A 14136-nucleotide genomic window follows, 5' to 3' on the forward strand; every position below is an offset into this window, starting at 1 on the left:
TAATACTCCAATCTTAATACGTTACAATACATTCAAAACTTGTTCCTTAATTTTCTCCAATTCGTCTTTCATTTGAACGACTAATTTCTGCATTTGAGCATGATTGGATTTAGAACCCATCGTGTTGATTTCGCGACCAATTTCTTGGGTGATAAAACCTAACTTTCGACCGTTAGCTTCACTTCCAGCCATCGTTTCTACAAAATAATTCAGGTGATTTTCTAAACGTACTTTCTCTTCGGTGATGTCGTATTTTTCAAGATAGAAAATTAATTCTTGCTCAAAACGGTTATCGTCAATGTTTACTTTTAATTCGTCAATTGCCGTGCGAAGTCTTGTTTTTACAGTTTCAATTCGTTCACCATCCAAGGCAACTGTGGCATTCATTAGAGTCATAATGTTGCCAATGCGTTGCACAAATTCTTTTTCTAAAGCACTTCCCTCAGAAACTCTAAAAGATTGCATGTTTGTCAAGGCTTCGTCAATAACGTTTTGGATAAGATTCCAGTCGTTTTCGTCAATTTCTTCGCGTTCCGTTTTCATGGCGTCCGGCATTCTTACGGCCATTTTCATCAATTCGGTAACATCGGCATCGGCATAAACATCTTTCAGTTGAGCGATGTATGCTTTTACAATAGGCACGTTGACTTTAGCAGAAGTTTGTTCAGCGGTGTTTTCCATGAAAATAGAGAAATCTACTTTTCCGCGTCCTAAAACGGTTGAAAGTTGGTTGCGTAAACCCAGTTCCATTTCGCGGTACACAGAAGGAATTCGGACGTTTAAATCCAAACCTTTACTGTTTAGCGATTTTACTTCTACTGTAATTTTCTTGTTTGGAAGTTGCATGGTTGCTTTTCCGAAACCCGTCATCGATTGTATCATAAGTATTTTAAAAAGAAAGCAAATATAAGGAAAAGAAATGAGCTGTTGGGGTCTTGTTTTAAATGAATTGTTGGGTTTAATAGGGTTTTTTAGGGATGATTATTAGGGCATCTCGCTTTAAAAACAATCTATTTTGGAGGGTTATTATCCGTTTTTTTTGTCAATACGTTGTTTGGCGAGCGACTAAACGCATGGTATAGGCTTTCCAAAACCGCTTATTTGACGGAGCAACTAAATGGGCAACATTTTTTTCAACCCTTCGAGGGTTTTAAACCCTCGAAGGGTTGGAAATTGCAATTTTTGGTAATTTATCTTTTTATCTAGGTCGTCAAACCCCTTGGACGCATGCCAAAGTGCTTTTGGAGCTGACAAACCACTTTGATTCGTTCCCACAACTTTTTTCTGACAATCAAACCGCTTTGATTGCTTCCCACAGTTGTTTTCTAGGAATCAAACCACTTTGATTCGCTCCTACAAACTTTTTCTGACAATCAAACTACTTTGATTGCTTCCCACAGTCTTTTTCCGACAATCAAACCTCTTTGATGACTTGCTTTTTTTAAATAATTGCGTTTTTTGAGAAAAAGGAAACCAAAAACTCCTTTAGAATGCCGTCTAGCCCCGATAGCAGTGGAAATCCTCCCGATTTTTCTTCGGGAGATTGCAACGGATAGCGGGAAAATGAAAACCTGATAAGCCCAAGCCATTCGCTCCTAAAAAACTTATTTCTTTTTTTGAGTAACCAAAAACACTCCCGAAAAGATGAGGATTGCTGCACCAACTTTAACTAAATTCAATTCGTCTTTTCCCAATCCGATGGCAAAAATCGTGGCGAAAACCGGTTGCAGATAAATAAATACGGCAACAGTGGTGGGTTTCAACTCTTTCATGGAAAGTAAATTCAATAAATAGGTCAGGAATGTGGAGAACACTACTACAAAACCGATTTTCCAAGCAATGTCAATGGGAATTGCACGGAATTCTACGGCTTGCAATTCGGTAAAACCAAAGGGCAAAACCATGAGGAATCCGAAGAGGTAAATCCATTTTACAAACGTAAATGCACTGTATTTGTCCATTAATTTCTTAACGACAATGAGGTAAAATCCGTAGGAAATGGCGTTTGCAAATACGAGTAAGTTACCCAAATTGGCATTGGTTGCATCACCCACCGATTTTCCGTAGAGGATTAAAAATGCAGTTCCTACCAATCCTAAAATGATTCCGAATACCTTTCTTTTCAGCATGCGTTCTTTAAGAATTATTGCCGAAAGAATGAGTACAATTATAGGTGTGGTGACCATTAAAACCGAGGCAGAAATAGGCGATGTTAAACTCAATCCTTTAAAAAAGGTGAGCATATTAAAGGCTACGCCAAAGAAGGCTGCGGCAATGATTCTAGGGAAATCGTTACGGTCTATCTTTTCTTTGGGAAGAAAAAGCCAGATGAGCCAAAACAAAATGACTGAACCTCCAACGCGCAAAACGATGAAGCCGTAGGGCAAAATGTAGGTAGGCATTACGTCCTTGGCAATGGTAAAAGTGACGCCGTAAATTATGGAGACAAATGTGGCTGCGATTAACGCTAAATATCGTTTAGACATTATTTTAGAGCTTGCGTTACCGCATGAATGTTAGGTTGGCTGTTTCCCGCGTACACTTTTCCTTTTATGATAAAAACTGGACGACTCAAAAAAGTGTAATGTTCGAGCAGGTATTTTTTATAGTCGTCTTCGGTAAGGTTTTTATTTTTCAAATCCATGGACTTGTACAGCTGTGCTTTTTTGCTGAAAAGCGCTTCGTAACTGCCTGTCATTTGATACAATTCATCCAATTGTTCGGGTGTCATTGGGTCTTGACGGATGTCTTGAAACTCCATTTCAATTGACTTGGGAAGGTTTTTGATGATTTTGCGGCAGGTGTCGCAGGAAGCGAGGTAGTATATTTTGTCCATGATTAAATTTAATTTGCAAAGGAAAATTATTTGGGTGAGGTTATGAAGGTTTTGGTTAAAAAAAAATTCTTTCAAATTTTTAATCTCTCGTAAAGTCGCTAAGACGCAAAGCAAGATTTGTTTTCTTTGCGTCTTAGCGACTTTGCGAGAGAAAATGGGGGAACCTATAAAAAGAAAATGTTGTAGAGCAACTATTTTACTTTCAAATACGGTTCAAGTTCACTGTAAGTCAGTTGAATTTCCTTTGGACCGTCTGCATAAGATGCAGCTTCGTACGAATTGTAATACAAAAGAAGTCCTTTTTCGTTGAATAGTATTGTAAGCGGCAAAGCAAATTTTTCTCCTTCAAACATCAACCCTGTTGAGTTGATTCCGTCATTTTCGGGAATTTTATAAGCGGCTCTGAATTTCTTTTCTGCAAATTTTGTAAATGCATTTACGTCATTAAACAAGCCTCCGTTGGTAATTATTTTACCTGTTTCTGGATTGAAAATTAATGACCGAACACCTTGGTATCCGTGAGCACCACCGGTAAACGTGTAGTGGTCAATTCTGTAATTCAACAGATTTGCAGTTTGATAGGGAATCGAACCTTCTAGCTTTGCTTCCCATCCGAATGTGTCTTTTGGAAATTCCTTTTTTAAATCTTCATAGGAACCGATGAAAGAATAAAGCAACGTCTTATAATCTGTTCCTGTATAGGGTTTTTCGCCAAAATAAATGATACTTCGTACTACTGCAAAAACACGTTTGTTGATGCTGTCGGCGGCAATGGTTCCCTTTTTTGCAATAGGAATTTTGACTTCCACATTTGGGCAATTGTCTGAACAGGGCAACGTGGTTTGTTCCGTGAATGTTTGGGTGGTAAATTCGAGTTCTTTGTTGTTACAGCTTATTAATAAAGCGGTTAAAGCAGAAAGGAATAGGATTTTTTTCATACTATTAAATTTATATTGGCGTAAAAATGAGCACTTATTATCAAAAAAAAGTTATTATTTACAAAGGTAGTGCGCTCAAATTTGGATTACCAAAATTAAACGGTAAATTTGATAAAAATAGTAGGTACTTCTCTTATGAAATTCAACACAAAAGTTATACATGGCGGACAAAAGCATGATGCTTCAACTGGAGCCGTAATGACGCCGATTTATCAAACTTCTACTTTTGCACAACCAAGTCCCGGAAAACCCATTCATCCCGATTATGAATATGCTCGTTCTGCCAATCCAACTCGAACAGCGTTAGAAAATGCGTTAGCGAGTATTGAAAATGGGGCCAGAGGTTTAGCGTTTTCATCGGGTTTAGCAGCGACGGATTGTTTGATTCGGACGTTTAAATCAGGCGATGAAATTATTGCAATGGATGACTTGTACGGAGGAACGTATCGGATGTTTACGAATATTTATAAAGATTCAGGGATTGTATTTCACTTTGTGGATATGAATGATTTGGATAAATTTGAATCATTAATCAATGAAAACACGAAGTTAGTTTGGTTAGAAACGCCCACAAATCCGCTGATGAAATTGGCAGATATCGCAGCTATTGCAGAAATTACTAAAAAACACAACTTACTTTTTGCAGTTGATAATACATTTGCAACGCCGTATTTACAAAAACCATTGGATTTAGGAGCAGATATTGTGATGCATTCGGCAACGAAGTACTTGGGCGGACATTCTGATTTGATTGCCGGAGCATTGATTATTAAAGATGCAGACTTAGGAAAGAAATTACACTTTCAACAATTTGCAACTGGTGCTATTTTAGGACCTATGGATAGTTTCTTAGTTTTGAGAGGAATCAAAACATTGCATTTGCGTATGCAAAGACATTGCGAAAACGGGCAAAAAGTCGCGGAGTTCTTGGAGAATCATGCGAAAGTGAAAACGGTTTATTATCCAGGATTACAATCGCATCCTTTTCATGATTTGGCTAAGAAGCAAATGAAAGCTTTTGGTGGAATGGTTTCTTTTACTTTTAAATCGGGTAAAAAAAATGATGCGATTTCGTTTTTAGAGAAGATTAAGTTATTTACTTTGGCGGAATCATTAGGAGGAGTTGAATCGTTGGCGAATCACCCAATAGTGATGTCGCACGCTTCCGTTCCTGGTAAAAAACGTTTGGAATTAGGAATTACGGATGATTTAGTTCGTTTAAGTGTGGGTATTGAAGACATAGAAGATTTGCTTGAAGATTTAGAACAAGCATTATCATAAATCAGAATTATCGTTTATTCTGATTCAAACCACTTGACTGAATTTAGGTCAAGTGGTTTTTGTTTTAAATTAATCTGCTTGAGCGATAACTTCTATACCAATTCCGTTAACGTTGGGTAAATATTGTCCGTCAAAATTTTGCTGAATTGTAATTTTATAGTTTCCTTTTTTCAACGCTTCATCTTTGAAAATGGATTCGCGAATGTCGCAATAATCACCACCACAATCACCTGTTTCTTTTCCATTTTTATCTTTTACTAAAATGCTGATTTCTTTTATTTCTTCAGAATTGTCAGGATGAACAATCGTTACCGTCATCGGAATTGGATTAATTACAAAGTCAGATAAATAAGCAAAATGAACATTGACATTGTAATTACGAGCTTCTTGGTCAATGGAAAATTCAAAATCTTTAACCTCAGATTTTTGCCACCTTTTATCAGTGAAATCTTTGTTTAATTCATCAAAAATTTTCTTTTCGTTACAAGAACTAAGAACAATAGTTAATAGTAAAATTGAAAGAAACTTGATTTTCATAACAGTTGGTTTTGATTTAAAGTAATTAATAGAACGTGTAATAAATGGTTCTATTATATGGATTTGATTTTTAGTTTTCGTTAATTTGTAAGACCAAAATTTAAATAAAGTATAGTCCTAATGTATTTAAAAAAGTTAATTTTACTTTTTCTGTTATCAACTCTAAGTCCAATTTTATTTGCTCAAAACAAACCAATAATGCCACAAAATCTTAAAAAAGGCGATACTGTTGCCATTGTTGCAACTGCCAGAAAAATTGATAAATCTACTTTACAATCGGGAATTAAGTTGCTCGAAAGTTGGGGATTGAAAGTTATTCTTGGCAAAACAATCGGAATGGAACACGACCAATTGGCGGGAGCCGATTGGCAAAGAGCAACTGATTTTCAGGAAATGCTCGATAATCCTTCGATTAAAGCCATTTGGGCGGCAAAAGGAGGTTACGGAACGGTTAGAATTGTGGATCGAATTGATTTTACAAAATTCAAGAAAAATCCGAAATGGGTTATCGGATTTAGTGATGTAACGGTGTTACACAGTCATATCAATAAGTTAGGATTTCAAACATTGCATGCTATGATGGCGATTTCAACAGCATCAGCGACAACAGCTGCTAAAGAAAGTTTGCGAAAAGTACTTTTTGGAGAAAAGCTTTCCTATGCGATTCCATATCATAAATTTAATAAATTGGGTCAAGCCAAAGGTGAACTAGTAGGCGGAAATTTATCAGTTTTATACAGTATTCAAGGTTCAGTTTCGGAAGTTAATTTCAAAGATAAAATTTTATTCATCGAAGATTTAGACGAGTATTTGTATCATATTGACCGAATGATGACGAATTTAAAACGAAATGGTTCGCTTAAAAACCTAAAAGGAATTATTATTGGAGGAATGACTTCAATGAACGACAACACGATTCCGTGGGGAAAAGATGCTTTAGAAATCATTCAAGAAACGGTAAAAGAATTGGGTATTCCAGTGGCATATAATTTTCCAGCCGGTCATATTAAGGATAATCGTGCTTTAATTTTGGGAGGAACTATCACACTGGAGGTTAACGATAAGGAAACAAAAGTAGTTTTTGAATAAATAACTTTCACTTTTAAATTATGGCACAACACAATGATTTAGGAAAGGAAGGCGAAAAATTAGCTGTCGAATTTTTAGAAAAAAACGGCTATGAAATTCTTGAAGTAAATTGGACTTTTCAAAAAGCTGAGATTGATATTATTGCTCAGAAAGCCGATGTTCTCGCAGTTGTTGAAGTCAAAACGCGAAGTAGTACAAATTTTGGATTGCCACAAGACTTTGTAAAGCCTAAAAAAGTACAGTTACTGGTCAAGGCGATAAACGAGTATGTAATTAGTAACGATATGGACGTTAATATTCGATTTGATATTATAGCAATTCACAAGGATATAAATAAAGAATTTATCATAGAACACCTTGAAGATGCTTTTTATCATTTCTAAAATTATTTTTGACGTTACATATATAACAAAATGTATATAAATGTTATATTTGCAAAACACACAACTAAAATTTTATGAAAACTGTTTCTTCCATTGTAGAAAACTACATTAAAACCAAACCTTTCCTACTCAGTGCTTTGTCGCAAGGAATCATTAATTTAACTTCATTGGCACGGAATATCATGTCTGAACTTGAAGGAGAATTAGGCAAAGACGTCAAGCAAGGTGCTGTCGTGATGGCTTTAAAACGATTGTCTGATGATTTAGATTTTCGCGTCAATCACAAGATTACAAAAGTGCTAAAGAATATTGGCGAAATCACTGTTCGTTCCTCTTTAGTGGATTATAACTTTGCTGTTTCGGATACCATTTTAAACAGTCAAGCCGAATTAATTACTGAAATCCACGAACATTCAGATATTTTTTATACGTCATCTCGTGGCGTCAATGAAACCAATATTGTGATTAGCGAAAGTGTAGCTCATTTAGTTGATAAACATTTTGCTAGCGAAAAATTGATTGATTCAACGGCTAATTTAGCATCAATTACCATCAAGCTTCCAAAAGATAATATTTCAACTCCTGGAGTGTATTATTTTATTTTCCAAAGATTAGCTTGGGAAGGAATTACGGTTAATGAAGTAATTTCAACTTCGTATGAATTCACGATTTTCGTGAGTGAAGATAAAGTAGATGTCGCTTTTAAAGTCATTAAGGATTTAAAACAACTATAAGATTAAATGAAAACGCCTCTAATTAGAGGCGTTTTTTTATAACATTTGTATTAGTTCCAAAGCCCGTCTCACAGATTTCACATTATCAAAAGTCAATAACAATTTCAATCCTTTTGGAGTTTCCTTTTCTTTTATTCTACCTAATTTTGGATTGGTTTGCACAAACTGTAACACCTTTGTAAATTGAGGCGATTGGTAAAATGCCGAGTGATGGTCGGAAACAAAATAAGCAATCATTTTGCCTTGTTTCATCACGAGTTTTTCGATTCCAAATCGCGTGGCAATCCATTTAATTTTAATGCTACTCATTAATGAAAGCGCTTGTTTTGGCAAAGGTCCAAAACGGTCCACTAGTTTAATTTCAAAAGCCAACAAAGCCTCTTCATCTTTGATTAAACTCAATTCATTATATAAATTCAATCGTTCCGAAATATTGTTGATGTACTCATCTGGAAACAATAATTCAAAGTCGGTATCAATCTGAATGTCTTTCACAAATGGTTTTGGTGGCGCATTTTCATCAGCAGGATAGAGTTCTTTAAACTCATTTTCCTTCAATTCTTCAATCGCTTCGTTCATGATTTTTTGATAGGTTTCAAAACCAATTTCATTGATAAAACCGCTTTGTTCGCCACCCAATAAATCTCCGGCACCCCGAATTTCCAAGTCCTTCATGGCAATATTAAAACCACTTCCCAACTCGCTGAATTGTTCCAATGCTTGAATCCGTTTTCTAGCTTCATCCGTCATTGCTGAATACGGAGGACAAATAAAGTAACAAAATGCTTTTTTATTACTTCGACCCACACGACCTCGCATTTGATGCAAATCAGAAAGTCCAAAATTATTGGCATTATTGATAAAAATCGTATTGGCATTTGGTACATCCAATCCACTTTCGATGATGGTTGTAGCTACTAAAACGTCAAAATCGCCGTTCATAAAAGCCAACATCAATTCTTCCAATTTCTTTCCGTCCATTTGCCCGTGACCAATTCCCACACGAGCTCCGGGAACCAATCGTTGAATCATTCCTGCAACTTCCTTGATGTTTTCAATCCGGTTATTGACAAAATAAACTTGTCCGTTGCGTTGAATTTCATATGAAACTGCATCACGAATCATCTCTTCCGAAAATCCTACCACATGTGTTTCAATCGGATAGCGATTGGGTGGAGGAGTAGTGATTACGGATAAATCTCGAGCCGCCATCAATGAAAATTGCAACGTTCTCGGAATCGGAGTTGCTGTTAAAGTCAACGTATCAATATTTGCCGAAATCGTTTTTAATTTGTCTTTTACGTTAACACCAAATTTCTGTTCTTCATCAACAATTAGCAAACCTAGATTTTTGAAAACCACATTTTTATTGACCAATTGATGTGTTCCAATTACAATATCTAATCTTCCTTCGGCCAAATCTTTTAGCGTTTCGGCTTTTTCTTTTGCCGTTCTAAATCGATTTAAATAACCAACCGTTACCGGCATATCTTTCAATCGTTCTGAAAAAGTACGTGAATGTTGGTAGGCCAAAATGGTTGTGGGAACTAAAATCGCGACTTGTTTTCCATTATCAACTGCTTTAAATGCCGCACGAATGGCCACTTCTGTTTTTCCAAAACCTACGTCACCACAAACCAATCGGTCCATTGGACGGTCACTTTCCATGTCGTTTTTTACATCTTGTGTCGCTTTTCCTTGATCGGGTGTGTCTTCGTACATGAACGAACTTTCCAGTTCCTTTTGTAAATAACTGTCGGGACTGTATTGAAAGCCTTTTTCCAATCGACGTTTTGCATACAATTGAATTAAATTGAATGCAATATGTTTTACTCTTGCTTTGGTTTTCTGTTTTAAAACTTTCCAAGCATTCGAGCCTAATTTGTATATTTTCGGCGGCGTTCCGTCTTTTCCATTGAATTTTGAAATCTTGTGCAACGAGTGAATACTCACATAAACAATGTCGTTATCTGCATACACCAATTTAATGGCTTCTTGCGTTTTTCCCTCGACTTGAATTTTTTGCAGTCCGCCAAACTTGCCAATTCCATGGTCAATATGCGTCACATAATCGCCAACAGACAACGTGTTAAGTTCTTTTAAAGTAATCGTCTGCTTTTTAGCGTATCCATTTTTAATGTGAAATTTATGATAACGTTCAAAAATTTGATGGTCGGTATAGCAAGCAATTTGCAATTCTTCATCGACAAAACCTTCGTATAAAGGGAAGACGATGTTGTCATACGATTTGGTTGCGTCTTTAAATTCGTCTTCATTCAAAGCTTCAAAAATATCCTGAAAACGATTTGCCTGCTGAAGGTTGGAACTTAAAAGATAATTTTTTATGCCATTTGAATGATTTTCAGTGAGATTATTATGGAGTAAATCAAACTGTTTATTGAACGAGGGTTGCGGTTGAATGTGAAATTCAAAAGTATTTTTTGTTCGAAAAATCGCTTTATTTCCCAATTCTACAATCGAGAAATCCAATGCTTTTTTGATAAAAGACGCTTGGTTTAAATAAAGCATTTCAGGTTCAGAATGCTTTATTTCCTTATTCAGTTTTTCAAAAGCAACTTCGGCTTTTTCAAACATCTTGTCTAATTTGCTAAATAAACCATCCGTATTGTGAATTAAAATGGTAGTTTTCGGATTGATATATTCTAAAAAACTTTCGCGGTTTTCGGCAAAGAATTTATTTTCAACATTGGGAATGATGTTAATCTTCTTTTGTTTTTCAACAGAAAGTTGGGTTTCCACATCAAAGCTTCGGATGCTTTCCACTTCATTTCCGAAAAATTCTATTCGGTACGGATAATCATTTGAAAAAGAAAAAACGTCAATAATTCCACCTCGAACGGAAAACTCTCCAGGTTCTGTGATGAAATCCACGCGTTTGAATTCATATTCAAATAATACTTCATTGATGAAATCGATTGAAATTTGGTCGCCAACCGAAACTTTCAAAGTGTTTTTATCCAATTCTTTTTTAGTCACAACTTTTTCAAAAAGTGCTTCAGGGTACGTAACTATTAAAGCGGGTTTCTTTCGAGAATTAATTCTGTTCAATACTTCTGCACGAAGCAAAATATTCGCATTATCGGTATCTTCAATTTGATACGGATTTCTGTAGGAACCAGGATAAAACAAAACATCTTGGTCGTTAATCAACTGCTCCAAATCATTCAGATAATAAGCCGAAGCTTCCTTGTTGTCTAAAATCAACAACATCGGATTTTCTGTTTTTGAAAAAATGGCTTGTGTTACAAAAGACAACGACGAACCGATTAATCCTTTCAAGTGAATCTTTTGCTCAGAAACAGTCAGACTTTCTACAATCTGATTAATTTTGGTCGACTTTTCGTAGCGGTTTTGTATGGAAGTTATTTTCGTACTCAATTTTTCGGAAGTATAGGTTTAGTAGAAGGAATGGCTCGAGTAGTATCTAACATTTTAATCATATCCGCTTCTCCTTGCTCCATTGGTATTTTTTCTTTTCGTAAAATTTCTTCAAATTGCGATTCTAAAGATTTTAGTCCTTTATTTACATTCGGAATAATTGCAATTACTTTTTCTGCAGGAATTTGGTCTAAATTGATATACAAATCCAATGCATGAAGTTGAGTTATAATTATTGAAATTCGACTTCTTATCTGTGGATTGTCAAATTTCTCAGGAATTTTTAAACTTAAATCCTCTGCCTTTTTCGAAAGAGCGATTGCTTTTTTGCGAAAAGCATTGATGGAGGACTTTGGTTTTTGCTCCATTTCGCGTGAAAAATCATTCCATTGATTCCAATTTTTCAAAATTTCATCCACTTCATTTGATGATTTGACTTTGTTGAAATTCCAATTTTTATTGATTTTTTCAAAAATTAATTCTGATTTTTCAATATTCTTTAGCCGATTTTTTTCACGAACCGCATCTTCGTCTTGACAAGAGATAAGTACTAATAACGGCAATAAAAGTGTTAGAAACTTGAAATTCATTCGTAAATAATTAGAATACAAAGTTAAAGAGGTTATCTTAATTTTTAGTTATGAATTGCAAATTATTAACTATTTAGCACTTCAATTTTTCTTTACGAAAACGTTATATTTGCGACAGAAAAACAACAGACAAATTATGGCAACTAAAATATTAATTATTGGAGCTTGTGGTCAAATTGGGACGGAGCTGACACAAAAACTTAGGCAACAACACGGTACTGAAAATGTAATCGCTTCAGATATTAGAAAATTAAATATTGACGTTGTTAATTCAGGTCCTTTTGAAGTGCTAAATGCTTTAGATTATAATCAAATTCAACAATTAGTTGAAAAATATGAGATTGATGAAGTATATTTAATGGCAGCTTTGCTTTCTGCAACTGCGGAAAAAAATCCTGCTTTTGCTTGGGATTTAAATATGAATAGCTTGTTTCACGTCTTAAATTTAGCAAAAGACGGAAAAATAAAAAAAATATTTTGGCCGTCAAGTATTGCTGTATTTGGGCCGACAACTCCAAAAGAGCAAACACCACAGTATACCATTATGGAACCTTCTACTGTTTATGGAATTAGTAAACAAGCAGGTGAAAGATGGTGTGAATACTATCATAATATTTATGGAGTTGATGTGAGAAGTATTCGTTATCCGGGTTTAATAAGTTGGTCGTCGCTTCCTGGTGGCGGAACGACAGATTATGCTGTTGACATTTACTACAAGGCATTGGAAGACAAAAAATACGAATGTTTTTTATCTGAAGAGACCAAAATGCCGATGATGTATATGGATGATGCGATTAAAGCTACGATTCAGATTATGCAAGCTCCAAAAGAGGATGTTAAAATTCGTTCTTCTTATAATTTAGCTGCAATGAGTTTTACACCAAAAGTAATTGCTGCAGAAATTAAAAAACACATTCCCGAGTTTGAAATTACCTATGCTCCTGATTTCCGTCAGAAAATTGCCGATAGTTGGCCGGCTAGTATTGATGATTCATCGGCAAGACAGGATTGGGGTTGGAATCATGAATTTGATTTAGAAAGAATGACGGTTGATATGCTCGAACATCTTTCAGATAAATAACAATAAAAAAAATGCCATTCAAAAATAAATTGAATGGCATTTTTTAATTAGCGTAAGAATGAATTATCCTTGAACAATAGGTGCTCTTAATGTTTCAAGTAGAGCAACTACTTCAGCGATAATAACTGGGTCTGTAACTCCATTGATTCCTGCAGCTTCACCAACGAAACCGATAAATCGATCCATATCAGCATTACTTACTTTTTTACCCATTCTTGGGTTTAAAGCTGGGTCATGCGTTGTAACCATATCCAAACCTGAATAAGTATTTGTGGCTTGACCACCTGAAGCTACTGAGAAAATATCAGTAATATTTTTACTTAATACTGCGGCATTCGTGTTATTTCCCGCTCCAACTTCAGCTAGTAATGGTGCAAAATGCTCTGCAAAATTTCCAGTATTTCCAGCCGTAATATCAGCTACAATAAGTTGAATTGTAGAGTTTGTTACTAATCGGAAGCTCAAACGTCCTTGTTCAATCATTTTAGAACTGTCGTCTGGGTCAGTAACCATAGTTGTTCCACCTAATTTTTGGTAAAGTGTTTTTGTTACGGCATTTTTAGGATTTGGCGTATCATCACATGATGTGAAAAAAGCGCTAGATCCAATAATCAATGCACATAGTGCGATTTTTGAAAACTTAGTCATAATAAAAGTATTTATAGTTAATTAAAAATTCGTTGTATTCCTCTTGAAAACTTATAGTTGAAGCTATTTTTATCCATAACAGGACAAACTTCTTTTGACGCTAATGCGGTAGAAATAATATAGCGTTTTGCGTTATAATTTCCCTTCTTCATCAGTTGATTGTAAACTTGTTCAGAATTTGCGACACTCATGTCATGGTAATAAACTACCACATTATTTTTGGCAACAACCAAAGGATTTTTTACGCCGGCAATACTTTTCATGTCGCTAGTGATTTGTTTCGCCATCAAACTGTCAATGGGTTCATTAAAGTCGATTCGACTTAACTGCATGCTTGCGTTGTCATAAACAAGTGGTTTTGCAGTGGCAATGTGGACTACTAATACTACAAATAGAAGTAAAAAAACACCTAGTACGCTTCCGGCTGCGATTTTTAGTTTTTTATTTATTTTCATAATTATATAATTTATTGGTTTGAGTTTCTTTTATAGACTAATTTACGTTGTTTGTCAAGCCTTGGTTTTATAGAATTTTCAATAAATGTTATTTTAAACTATTTATATTAATTTTAAATAAAAACATATAGAAAAACCTCTTGAAAAGAAAATTCAAAAGTGCAG

15 protein-coding genes are annotated in these 14136 nt (G+C 35.2%); 6 read left to right on the forward strand and 9 right to left on the reverse strand.

Annotation, left to right across the window (positions count from 1 at the left end; all coding sequences use genetic code 11):
- Nucleotides 1–21 precede the first annotated feature (21 nt).
- The gene (locus ACQ5J2_RS04735; protein ID WP_432672584.1) at nt 22–882 is read right to left on the reverse strand and encodes a YicC/YloC family endoribonuclease; all 861 of its coding nucleotides are present in this window, start codon (nt 880–882) and stop codon (nt 22–24) included.
- 284 nt (nt 883–1166) lie between these two features.
- On the opposite strand from ACQ5J2_RS04735, the gene ACQ5J2_RS04740 reads away from it, so the two are divergent.
- A complete protein-coding gene (locus ACQ5J2_RS04740) occupies nt 1167–1346 on the forward strand; it encodes a hypothetical protein (protein WP_432672585.1) in 180 nt (59 codons plus the stop codon).
- A gap of 258 nt (nt 1347–1604) precedes the next feature.
- On the opposite strand, the gene ACQ5J2_RS04745 is transcribed toward ACQ5J2_RS04740, so the two are convergent.
- The 3 genes from ACQ5J2_RS04745 to ACQ5J2_RS04755 form a co-directional block, all read right to left on the reverse strand.
- Nucleotides 1605–2486 carry a DMT family transporter gene (locus ACQ5J2_RS04745; RefSeq protein ID WP_432672586.1) on the reverse strand — a complete coding sequence of 294 codons (882 nt, stop codon included), beginning with the start codon at nt 2484–2486 and terminating at the stop codon, nt 1605–1607.
- Entirely contained in the window at nt 2486–2836 is a 351-nt protein-coding gene (locus ACQ5J2_RS04750) for an arsenate reductase family protein (protein ID WP_432672587.1), read from the reverse strand. The genes ACQ5J2_RS04745 and ACQ5J2_RS04750 overlap by 1 nt, the downstream gene beginning before the upstream one ends.
- A gap of 191 nt (nt 2837–3027) precedes the next feature.
- Nucleotides 3028–3774, reverse strand: coding sequence for a DUF3298 domain-containing protein (locus tag ACQ5J2_RS04755; RefSeq protein WP_432672588.1), 747 nt, complete (start codon nt 3772–3774; stop codon nt 3028–3030).
- 135 nt (nt 3775–3909) lie between these two features.
- On the opposite strand from ACQ5J2_RS04755, the gene ACQ5J2_RS04760 reads away from it, so the two are divergent.
- Nucleotides 3910–5055 carry a cystathionine gamma-synthase gene (locus ACQ5J2_RS04760; protein WP_432673258.1) on the forward strand — a complete coding sequence of 382 codons (1146 nt, stop codon included), beginning with the start codon at nt 3910–3912 and terminating at the stop codon, nt 5053–5055.
- Between the two features lie 69 nt (nt 5056–5124).
- On the opposite strand, the gene ACQ5J2_RS04765 is transcribed toward ACQ5J2_RS04760, so the two are convergent.
- Nucleotides 5125–5592 carry a hypothetical protein gene (locus tag ACQ5J2_RS04765; protein WP_432672589.1) on the reverse strand — a complete coding sequence of 156 codons (468 nt, stop codon included), beginning with the start codon at nt 5590–5592 and terminating at the stop codon, nt 5125–5127.
- Nucleotides 5593–5790: 198 nt separating this feature from the next.
- Here ACQ5J2_RS04765 and ACQ5J2_RS04770 point away from each other — a divergent pair, with 198 nt between their 5' ends.
- The 3 genes from ACQ5J2_RS04770 to ACQ5J2_RS04780 all read left to right on the forward strand — a co-directional run bounded on the left by ACQ5J2_RS04770 (nt 5791) and on the right by ACQ5J2_RS04780 (nt 7798).
- Nucleotides 5791–6681: a S66 peptidase family protein gene (locus ACQ5J2_RS04770; protein WP_432672590.1), complete on the forward strand. Its 891-nt coding sequence runs from the start codon at nt 5791–5793 to the stop codon at nt 6679–6681.
- Between the two features lie 20 nt (nt 6682–6701).
- The gene (locus tag ACQ5J2_RS04775; RefSeq protein WP_432672591.1) at nt 6702–7064 is read left to right on the forward strand and encodes a YraN family protein; all 363 of its coding nucleotides are present in this window, start codon (nt 6702–6704) and stop codon (nt 7062–7064) included.
- Nucleotides 7065–7138: 74 nt separating this feature from the next.
- Complete coding sequence (locus tag ACQ5J2_RS04780; protein ID WP_432672592.1) at nt 7139–7798, forward strand: aspartate kinase; 660 nt, start codon at nt 7139–7141, stop codon at nt 7796–7798.
- A 36-nt stretch (nt 7799–7834) separates the two neighbouring features.
- On the opposite strand, the gene mfd is transcribed toward ACQ5J2_RS04780, so the two are convergent.
- Both mfd and ACQ5J2_RS04790 read right to left on the reverse strand, forming a co-directional pair.
- Nucleotides 7835–11146, reverse strand: a complete 3312-nt coding sequence (gene mfd / locus ACQ5J2_RS04785; RefSeq protein WP_432673260.1) for a transcription-repair coupling factor — start codon at nt 11144–11146, stop codon at nt 7835–7837.
- A gap of 47 nt (nt 11147–11193) precedes the next feature.
- Nucleotides 11194–11787 (reverse strand): hypothetical protein, encoded by a 594-nt coding sequence (locus ACQ5J2_RS04790; protein WP_432672593.1) that lies wholly within the window; start codon nt 11785–11787, stop codon nt 11194–11196.
- A gap of 136 nt (nt 11788–11923) precedes the next feature.
- On the opposite strand from ACQ5J2_RS04790, the gene ACQ5J2_RS04795 reads away from it, so the two are divergent.
- Nucleotides 11924–12868 carry an L-threonine 3-dehydrogenase gene (locus ACQ5J2_RS04795; protein ID WP_432672594.1) on the forward strand — a complete coding sequence of 315 codons (945 nt, stop codon included), beginning with the start codon at nt 11924–11926 and terminating at the stop codon, nt 12866–12868.
- Between the two features lie 63 nt (nt 12869–12931).
- Here the strand turns inward: ACQ5J2_RS04795 and ACQ5J2_RS04800 are convergent, their stop codons facing one another.
- A complete protein-coding gene (locus tag ACQ5J2_RS04800) occupies nt 12932–13516 on the reverse strand; it encodes a hypothetical protein (RefSeq protein WP_432672595.1) in 585 nt (194 codons plus the stop codon).
- Between the two features lie 17 nt (nt 13517–13533).
- Nucleotides 13534–13971, reverse strand: coding sequence for a hypothetical protein (locus ACQ5J2_RS04805; RefSeq protein WP_432672596.1), 438 nt, complete (start codon nt 13969–13971; stop codon nt 13534–13536).
- Nucleotides 13972–14136 lie beyond the last annotated feature (165 nt).

This window comes from Flavobacterium sp. SM2513 (genome assembly GCF_050908145.1).
Classification (GTDB): Bacteria; Bacteroidota; Bacteroidia; order Flavobacteriales; family Flavobacteriaceae; genus Flavobacterium.

Coding starts and splice junctions, on each gene's coding strand:
- ACQ5J2_RS04745 (WP_432672586.1), bottom strand. CDS start 2,486: ATGTCTAAACGATATTTAGCGTTAATCGCAGCCACATTTGTCTCCATA.
- ACQ5J2_RS04770 (WP_432672590.1), top strand. CDS start 5,791: ATGCCACAAAATCTTAAAAAAGGCGATACTGTTGCCATTGTTGCAACT.
- ACQ5J2_RS04800 (WP_432672595.1), bottom strand. CDS start 13,516: ATGACTAAGTTTTCAAAAATCGCACTATGTGCATTGATTATTGGATCT.
- ACQ5J2_RS04805 (WP_432672596.1), bottom strand. CDS start 13,971: ATGAAAATAAATAAAAAACTAAAAATCGCAGCCGGAAGCGTACTAGGT.
- ACQ5J2_RS04795 (WP_432672594.1), top strand. CDS start 11,924: ATGGCAACTAAAATATTAATTATTGGAGCTTGTGGTCAAATTGGGACG.
- ACQ5J2_RS04775 (WP_432672591.1), top strand. CDS start 6,702: ATGGCACAACACAATGATTTAGGAAAGGAAGGCGAAAAATTAGCTGTC.
- ACQ5J2_RS04750 (WP_432672587.1), bottom strand. CDS start 2,836: ATGGACAAAATATACTACCTCGCTTCCTGCGACACCTGCCGCAAAATC.
- ACQ5J2_RS04760 (WP_432673258.1), top strand. CDS start 3,910: ATGAAATTCAACACAAAAGTTATACATGGCGGACAAAAGCATGATGCT.
- ACQ5J2_RS04790 (WP_432672593.1), bottom strand. CDS start 11,787: ATGAATTTCAAGTTTCTAACACTTTTATTGCCGTTATTAGTACTTATC.
- ACQ5J2_RS04755 (WP_432672588.1), bottom strand. CDS start 3,774: ATGAAAAAAATCCTATTCCTTTCTGCTTTAACCGCTTTATTAATAAGC.
- ACQ5J2_RS04765 (WP_432672589.1), bottom strand. CDS start 5,592: ATGAAAATCAAGTTTCTTTCAATTTTACTATTAACTATTGTTCTTAGT.
- ACQ5J2_RS04735 (WP_432672584.1), bottom strand. CDS start 882: ATGATACAATCGATGACGGGTTTCGGAAAAGCAACCATGCAACTTCCA.
- ACQ5J2_RS04780 (WP_432672592.1), top strand. CDS start 7,139: ATGAAAACTGTTTCTTCCATTGTAGAAAACTACATTAAAACCAAACCT.